The following is a 7840-nucleotide window of genomic DNA, read 5'->3' as shown; positions in this document are numbered from 1 at the left end:
GAAATATATCTTCAAACAACTTCCATTCCAGATCGCTTAACCCTTCAAATCGCCCAGCCATACCTTGATACAACTTACCGTCATCAACAGCAGATTATCATATTGCTGGTATTAGTGGGATAGGTTCATTAACACACACGCTTTACTTTTCTAAAGTGCCGGCGCTGCGCTTGAAGCTATGCCACTTAGATCGCGACCTGTAGAACGCCCGTTATAGCCCTGGAATTCCCGATACTTTTGCGCCTCTGATTCTGGAACTCGAATGCCTTCTCGTGGTGGAGTTACCCAGTGAGCACGATGTTCAGCATCGCGGTAGTATACACGCCCATTCTTAGAAAGGTAATATTTGCCCTCTGCTCCTTCCCCTTGAGAATTTTTATGTTTGTTGTAAAGGTAGTAAAGTCCTGCGGCTCCTGCCAAAATTGCCACTTTCTGCCCTGTAGACAAGCCTTTTTTAGCTTCGGGTTGGTTTACGGGAACACGATTACTTACATTTCTGCCAATAGTGTCGTCAACAGGTGGCGGTGTAGCAGTTCGGGAACCTCCTCCGCAACTACTTAGCAAAGGCACTGTTAGCAATGCTGAAAGTAGCACTGCCAGTAGACGTGAAACTATTTTACGTTCTCTATATATTGTGTTCATCGTATTTCGTCACCACTTACGTTTACTAAAAGCCTTGCTGTTGCAAATACAGAGTTGGAATTACTGTTGATTTTGGCTGGAATTAAAAGAACATACACCAATAATTGACAACAACATTGCTTTTTGGTTTCAGTGTCATGATGGGCGAATTTTTCAATTTTTTCATCCTGCCTTTGAGATAAACTGTTTTCTTCCCAAAGAAATATATTTGCTAATTAGGTAACAATACTCTTGAGTACTTGACAGGTTGCATAAATTTTATGCGCGTTTCTTGTCTGATGCTTGGGATGCAGTGAAAGTCAATTTCGCTAATTTATTTAGTTTTGTCTACATAAAAGACACTGTAAATTCAGTGTCTTTGATTTTTATGAAGAAATATGAGGAGAAACGTAGTAACATTCAGCAATTTTGCGGTTATTTTTTAAAGCTAGATATCTTAAAAAGAAACAGTCACTATGACTATTTATGTCAAAAAATACACTCAATATGGCATCAAAAAACGCAGCCCAAACTAGAACTTGTTTGCTTTTAGCTTTGTGGGATTTGGGAGGAACGCACAAGGAAGTAATGAAAGGTCAACTCACCAAACGAATTGTATCCAAGACTAAGAAGGTAGCAGATTTTCAAAGCACATTCGAGGAATTGCAGAAACAGGGAGCGATCGCTATTTCCAAAAAAGGATACTCTCTGACATCTCCCAAGGGTTTAGAGGTATTGAGTGAGGGTTTGAGAAGTGGTGATTTTAGGCTTGAAGGAACGATTGTCGGAACTTGGGTGGCGAATGCGTTGGTGAAGTGGATTAGTCAGATAGATGTTGCGGTACTTGGTGCAGATGTACCAGTTAATCGGAAGAGTGAGTTAGCGGAGCTTTCCGTACCCCTGCGGGGAAGCAAGCTACGCGTAGCGTCTCGAAGAGAAGGAATCGCATCTTACGACGAGTTTAAATCAGTGGCGCTGGAAGTTTACGACAAGTTGAACCAAAACTACAACTTAGATGATCTTGTGCCAATTTATCGTATCAGGAGAGAAATAGGCGATCGGGTTAGCCGTGAAGAGTTTAACACATGGCTGTTAGAAATTCAGGAGAAGGACATTTTGCAACTTCAAGGTGGAAGCATAGAAGATAGTGCTCCAGACAAGATTGAAGATTCCATTACTACTAAAGTTAGTGGATTACGCTGTTATGCTAAACGCCTCAATTCATAAACTAAGTTACTCAGTTTTTTCCACTTTACTTTGTTCTTTTTTATTTTCAGTAGATGCACAATCATGATTAGTTCTTTATCTTCATCTTCAGATCTCAACAAAGCTATTACAAGTCATAACCCATTTGATAGGTCATTAGTAGTTAGAAGTCATGATATCTGGAATCAAAGTTTTCCCGATGTTCCTTCTATAAATGCTCATGCATCAAATGCCATTTTTCAGGCAATAGAGCAAATCCGCGCAGGGAAACGTTCAGTTATTGGTATAACCATCAAAGCTGAGAAAGGACTAGGAAAAAGTCACTTGATGAGTCGAATTCGTTGCCGTCTTCAGTATGAAGGTGATAGTTTTTTTGTCTATATGAGTGAGGTTGACTATGGTGACTTAAACAAAATACATTCTAAATTTCTAAACACTTTAACATCTAGCTTAAAACAGACTGGTAATCAAGGTGTAATGCAATGGCAAGAGATGGCAACTACTTTAGTTAACGAGGTATACAAGTCAAGCTATACCCCTCAAGATTTAATCAAACGATTTCCTGGGGTTTTAGCTCAACATCCTAAGATAGTTGATGCCTTGACTGCCAAAGTGCTTAAACTTAAGCCAAATATTGAAAATCCTTATTTGATTCAGGCTATTTTATGGACACTATCTTCAGATAAAGTTTCATTTGCAATTAACTGGCTTGCTGGCAGAGATTTAGCACAGTCACAAGCTGACGCTATGGGATTACCAAATACTAGTCAAGATGATAAAGAAGCTGAAGCATTCCAGACTATATGCCAAATTCTAGACTTAATTGGTGATTACAGAACAGTAGTTACCTGCTTTGATGAGTTAGAAAGTCTCAATTGTAATGAGCAAGGTTTTACAAGAGCGCAGATTGTTGCTCTATTTGCTAAAGACATATATAGCAAAATCAAACGCGGAGTTTTAATTCTAGCTATGTTCGATGAAACTTGGACGCAACAAGTTAAAGTTGTGCCACAAGCAGATTCGGTTATTGACAGAATTGGTGAAAGAAAAATTGATTTAAAACATCTTAACAGTAATGATGTAGTAACTCTTGTTTCCCATTGGCTGAAAGAGTTTTATGACACAAAAAATTTAACTCCGCCTTATCCTATATATCCTTTTGACGAAGGCGAATTGAGAGAACTTGGTAAAGAAAAACCAATAGTTAGAAGAGTTCTACAGTGGTGTGCAGATAACTGGAATTTACCTGGTGATCCACCACAGCCACAAGATCCACTACATAAAGTTGAAATAGCCTTCAACAAAGAACTTGCAGCACTTGATAACACAATAGAAAATTACTTTGAAGATAGTAATATTATAGCTAATGCTATACGTCTTTGTTTACTAACACTTAAAGGTAAAACTGTAGAAAGAGTAAAACTGGATGAGGTTGAGGAAGTTATAGTCAAAAGTGTAGACAAAGGCTACCTCAACTTTAGAATTATTGGTCAAGAAGAGGGAAGAGTTGTCAAAATAGTAGTTGCAGTTGTGCAGGAATCTACCACTAAATTTGTAAGTGCTGCTTTGAAAAGATTAATCGATTATAAAATGTTTGATATGACTCGTGGGTGTTTAGTTCGTGCTAAAGACGTAAAACCTAATACTAAAGGAGGAGAACATTTGAATAAACTTTTGTCTAAAGAGTTAGGAGGAGAATTCGTAAAGCTGAATATTGAGGATATTAAGCCTCTTTTAGCTATCCTGTTTGTTAAACAATCTTGCAAAGACTATGAAGTAACTGAAAAAGAAATTTATCAATTTATTGATCATAAAAAAATTGCAATTGACAATTATTTAATCCGTGAAATTTTAAGCGATCCATCTGGTCAGATTCCTAGTGGCTTAATTGATGAAGAATATATTGCTGAAACTCGGTCTATACCAAATCATCAAAATCTAACTAAAGAAGTAGATACTATGCTCGATAATTTACTTATTAAACTCGGTTTATGAGCAATTTAATTTTGCTCGACACTGCTTTATGTCTACCTTCTCCAGAGGTTGAAGCTTTGCTACAGGGTCGAATGATGGCAGTCATACCCCCGACATTTATTCATCCAGGGCGTTCGTTTGCTCTTTATCCGTCTATAAGCTCAATAAACTTGTTACCTGATGAACAATACTACAAGTCAAATCTCTTAATAGATACCCAAAAAGTTTCTACTCAAATAGGTTCTGAAACAGTCTGGATTAAAGCTTGGGGTAAGTGTGAATTGTGCCAAATCCTGAATAGCTCTCAATCTTTAAAGGCTTTGTCAGAATTAACTGTTTGGACAACAAAAGCATTAGAACAAATTCTGCTGCAACGGAAGCATATATTTGTTGCTCATTTGCACGTTTATTTGTTGTCTCAGCCAGTAGAAATATTAGTAAATTCTCAAAGTCAGTTTTTAGGTTTACCTTATTCGCTCAGGGTATCTGATAACTTACCAGTTTTAAACGATCGCACCTTCACCCAACGCAAACGCCAATTAGAAAAACTAGAGCCACCATTGCATCCTGAATTAGAAGAATTGCAGAGTGCGATCGCATCTCTTTTTTTACAGAACCAGCCGCTAAAGAATTAGATCACGATATCAAAATATTTCTAGGTTGGAGTAGCAACCAACCAACAAACTCATTAGATTCAGACTTACCTTGGATTCAAAAAATTGCTGAAGTTGGGAACTCCAGCGACGGACATACATTTGAAAAATTAGTTCGTAGAGGATTACTAAAATTAGGCTTTACAGGTTTAGGTTTGAATCCAGATGCAACTGGTGGTGCAGGAGGTATGGATTTTTATGCTGAACAACCTTATCCAATAGTAGGAGAGTGTAAAGCAACTAAAACTGAGAAAGTTACTGATAGTACACCTGCACAGTTACTAAAAATAGGTATGAACCATCTTGGTAAAGTTAAGTATGAAAATTCAATTAAATTAATTGTAGCCGCTGGAGAATTAAATTTTTTCGCTCTAAGAACAGCTACCGAAAATCAAATGAATGTTATTAGCCCCGAAACTCTACAAAAACTAGTTGAATTGCAAGCGCATTATAAAAACTCTATCAACTTGTTAGAACTAAAAGAATATTTGCAACAAGCTCCTTTTGGTTTGGCTGAAGATAAAGTTAATACTTATATTGATCAAATAGAACAATCTATAAAGCTGCGATCGCACATTATCCAGCTTGTCAAAAAGCATCTAGAAAAAACAAACGATCGAGATGTCGGAGTTGATTCTCTTCATGTAGCATACATTTACGACAATCCACCACAGTCTTTAACACCTAAAGAACTGTACGAAATTATGATAGAACTTTCCTCACCATTAACAGGCTATTTAGGACGAGATAAAAAGAGCGATCGCTTTTACTATCTACGTGACTTACCTATCAGTTTAAAATAGTATAATATTCTCTTATTGTTTAGCCTAACTCACGGTCGTGGCTACGTTGACAGATCTCCAGCTTGAAAAATTTGTTCTGCGGTTAAATTCAACTCTAAGAACATTGGTGATTGGATGCGATCGCCGTCTCTAAACTGAGTAACTTGATATTCGCCTTCTACCAAGTAGTAAATGGAGATAGTTGGTTGTTTTGGGTTGCCAATGAATTTTCTACCTCCCAGCGCTGCATAATCTACAATCCAGTATTCAGAAATCCCAATAGCTTCGTATTGACCAAGTTTAGTAAAGTAATCGTCTCTCCAGTTAGTACTAACTATTTCTACAACTAACGGAACTGATGCCGATTGAGTAACAGTCGATTTCGGTTTCCAGAGAGGTTCGTTGCTCAGGTTGGGACGATTTAATAATAAAATATCTGGCAAATACACTGATTCACTATCTATAGATCGGATTAAGCCAATTTTAGGAATATAAAAAGGTAGATTTAGACGATCCGACTCTAGTAAGATTTGCTTTGTTAAGAATGCAAGTACTAATTCGTGATCACCTGTAGGTGGTGGCATTGGTTTAATAAATCCGTTGTGTAGCTCGTATCTTAACTGTGTTGAATTGAGTGGATACCAATTTAGAAACTGATCAACTGTAACAGGAATTGGTAAAGACTGAATCATATAACTACCTTACTAATTACTGAATACCAAGTGCTCGTTCAACAGGAGCCAGATTTCTGTTTGACTAAAAACAGCTTTGTTAGGAAACATCGCGATTATCCCAGAGTCAATATACCAGCCTGATAATTCACCACCAACGGCAGAAATCTTAACCACTCTGAACCTAATAAAACTTCTGTAAGAGCTGATTAGTAAACAAAAGCTTGATACCATTGGCTTGACCATCAGACGAATCAATGAGCCATAAATCATTGCTTCACTTAACTCACTGTACAACTCATAATCCTTACTCAAACGCCGAAATCGATTAAGCCAGCCGAATGTGCGTTTTACAATCCATCATTTCGGCAGTCGCTCAAATGTTTTCGAGTTCCTTTGAATCACCTCAACTCGAACCTGTTGTCCACAAACTTGTCTAACGGCTTGAGCAAAGTTATCGCCCGAATAGCCTTGTCTACCCAAATAACTTCTAATTTGGACAATTCCTCAATAGCTTCGTCCAAGACGATTACAGCCCCTAAACGCTCCGAAACAATGCTTCGGTAACTAAAACACCGATTAATAACCCTTGAGAATCCACAACTATATGGCACTTACACCCTTTAACCTTTTTACCACCATCAAAACCGTAGACCTCCCCTTTTTTTCCGTGGTCTTTACTGATTGAGAATCAGCGATGTCTACGACGGGCTACGCCTACGCCACAGTAGAGTGTTCATCTAGCCCTAAATCTTGTCGCAGTTGATGACGTACTTGGTCGTGGATTTTCTGCCAGATGCCTTTGCGTTGCCATTTTTGAAAGTAGCCATACACTGTTGTATAAGGAGGAAGGTCATGAGGTAACATTTCCCACTGACATCCAGTGTGTTGCACGTAGAAAATCGCATTAAGAATTTCTCGCAAATTTACTTCTATCTATAGGATGCCCAAATCCTTTAGTGCTTGGCAGAAGAGGCTTGAGAATTAACCATTCGCTATCGCTTAAATCACTTGGATAGGATTTGCGGTGCAGATTTTCAATCGCTGGTAGACGGCTCATTGACAACAACATAAATGTTATTGATTTAGCCTATAATCTGAGTATACTGAGGCTCTATTCTCTTTAGATTTTCTTTACGAATAAGCTCTTATAGTCTACGTCCTAATCTTGATGGCTATAGCTATAATTGTTATTCCTGATTTATAGATGTTTTTAAACCTTTCAATTAACTTTAATCGATTGTTGATCAAAGATACACCTGTATAATTACGTGAGTGAAATTAAGGTTTCCTCAACCCATCTGAAGATTTTAGAGTTTTACGGAACACTATCATTTAAAGTGAAATTTTCATACTCAAATCCAACCACTTCGACTGAGTAATCGGCGCACTAGTAGAAATATAGTCCACTCCTGTCTCTGCTACAGCACGAATCGTGTCTAAAGTTATATTCCCTGATGCTTCAATTTTAATGTGGCTATCTTCCTTACGAATCAACTGTACTGCCTGATGCATCATTTGCAGAGGCATATTGTCCAACATAATAATATCGGCTTTGTATTGTAAAGCTTCTTTCACCTGCTCTAGATTTTCAGTCTCTACTTCTATTGTCAGAGGATAAGGTATCCGAGAACGAATACGAGTAATTGCTTCTCCAATTCCTCCAGCTGCCGCAATATGGTTGTCCTTAATCATTACCGCATCATCTAATCCCATGCGGTGATTAATCCCTTCCCCTAAAGCGGTCGCGTACTTTTCCAAAAGTCTCAGTCCTGGCGTAGTTTTGCGGGTATCGACGAGTTGAGTAGGAAAATCGGCAATTGTTTGAACATAAAGATTAGTGAGAGTAGCAATACCACTCAAACGCATAACTAAATTGAGAGCAAGGCGTTCGCCACTCAGCAAAGCATCAAGGGAACCTTCAATTTTCGCG

General features: G+C 38.1%; 7 protein-coding genes and 2 pseudogenes. 4 read left to right on the top strand and 5 right to left on the bottom strand.

Annotated features, from left to right (window positions below; all coding sequences use genetic code 11):
• Positions 1–150 precede the first annotated feature (150 nt).
• Entirely contained in the window at positions 151–642 is a 492-nt protein-coding gene (locus tag FNW02_RS36750; RefSeq protein WP_191762407.1) for a hypothetical protein, read from the bottom strand.
• Positions 643–1128: 486 nt separating this feature from the next.
• Between FNW02_RS36750 and FNW02_RS36745 the strand changes: the two genes are divergently transcribed.
• From FNW02_RS36745 to FNW02_RS40055, 4 genes are all read left to right on the top strand, one after another.
• Positions 1129–1848, top strand: coding sequence for a hypothetical protein (locus FNW02_RS36745; RefSeq protein WP_191762406.1), 720 nt, complete (start codon positions 1129–1131; stop codon positions 1846–1848).
• A gap of 63 nt (positions 1849–1911) precedes the next feature.
• The gene (locus FNW02_RS36740) at positions 1912–3822 is read left to right on the top strand and encodes a hypothetical protein (protein WP_191762405.1); all 1911 of its coding nucleotides are present in this window, start codon (positions 1912–1914) and stop codon (positions 3820–3822) included.
• Positions 3819–4436, top strand: coding sequence for a DUF1802 family protein (locus tag FNW02_RS40060; protein ID WP_348535518.1), 618 nt, complete (start codon positions 3819–3821; stop codon positions 4434–4436). Before FNW02_RS36740 ends, FNW02_RS40060 begins: the two co-directional genes overlap by 4 nt.
• A 173-nt stretch (positions 4437–4609) precedes the next feature.
• On the top strand, positions 4610–5257 hold the full coding sequence (locus FNW02_RS40055) for a hypothetical protein (protein WP_348535517.1): 648 nt from the start codon (positions 4610–4612) through the stop codon (positions 5255–5257).
• Positions 5258–5298: 41 nt separating this feature from the next.
• Here FNW02_RS40055 and FNW02_RS36730 read toward each other — a convergent pair whose 3' ends face one another.
• The 4 genes and pseudogenes from FNW02_RS36730 to nadC form a co-directional block, all read right to left on the bottom strand.
• The gene (locus FNW02_RS36730) at positions 5299–5928 is read right to left on the bottom strand and encodes a Uma2 family endonuclease (protein WP_191762404.1); all 630 of its coding nucleotides are present in this window, start codon (positions 5926–5928) and stop codon (positions 5299–5301) included.
• A 95-nt stretch (positions 5929–6023) separates the two neighbouring features.
• Positions 6024–6110 (bottom strand): annotated as a pseudogene (locus FNW02_RS39385) (aspartyl protease); the annotation flags it as partial.
• Between the two features lie 22 nt (positions 6111–6132).
• Positions 6133–6940, bottom strand: a pseudogene (locus tag FNW02_RS36725) (IS5 family transposase); the annotation flags it as partial.
• A 302-nt stretch (positions 6941–7242) separates the two neighbouring features.
• A partial coding sequence (nadC, locus tag FNW02_RS36720) for a carboxylating nicotinate-nucleotide diphosphorylase (protein ID WP_191762403.1) occupies positions 7243–7840 on the bottom strand: 598 nt, incomplete at its 5' end.

It is taken from the genome of Komarekiella delphini-convector SJRDD-AB1 (genome assembly GCF_014831675.1).
Classification (GTDB): domain Bacteria; phylum Cyanobacteriota; class Cyanobacteriia; order Cyanobacteriales; family Nostocaceae; genus Komarekiella.
The sequence above is the reverse complement of the archived record's forward strand: the minus strand, read 5'-3'. Positions and strand labels throughout refer to the sequence as shown.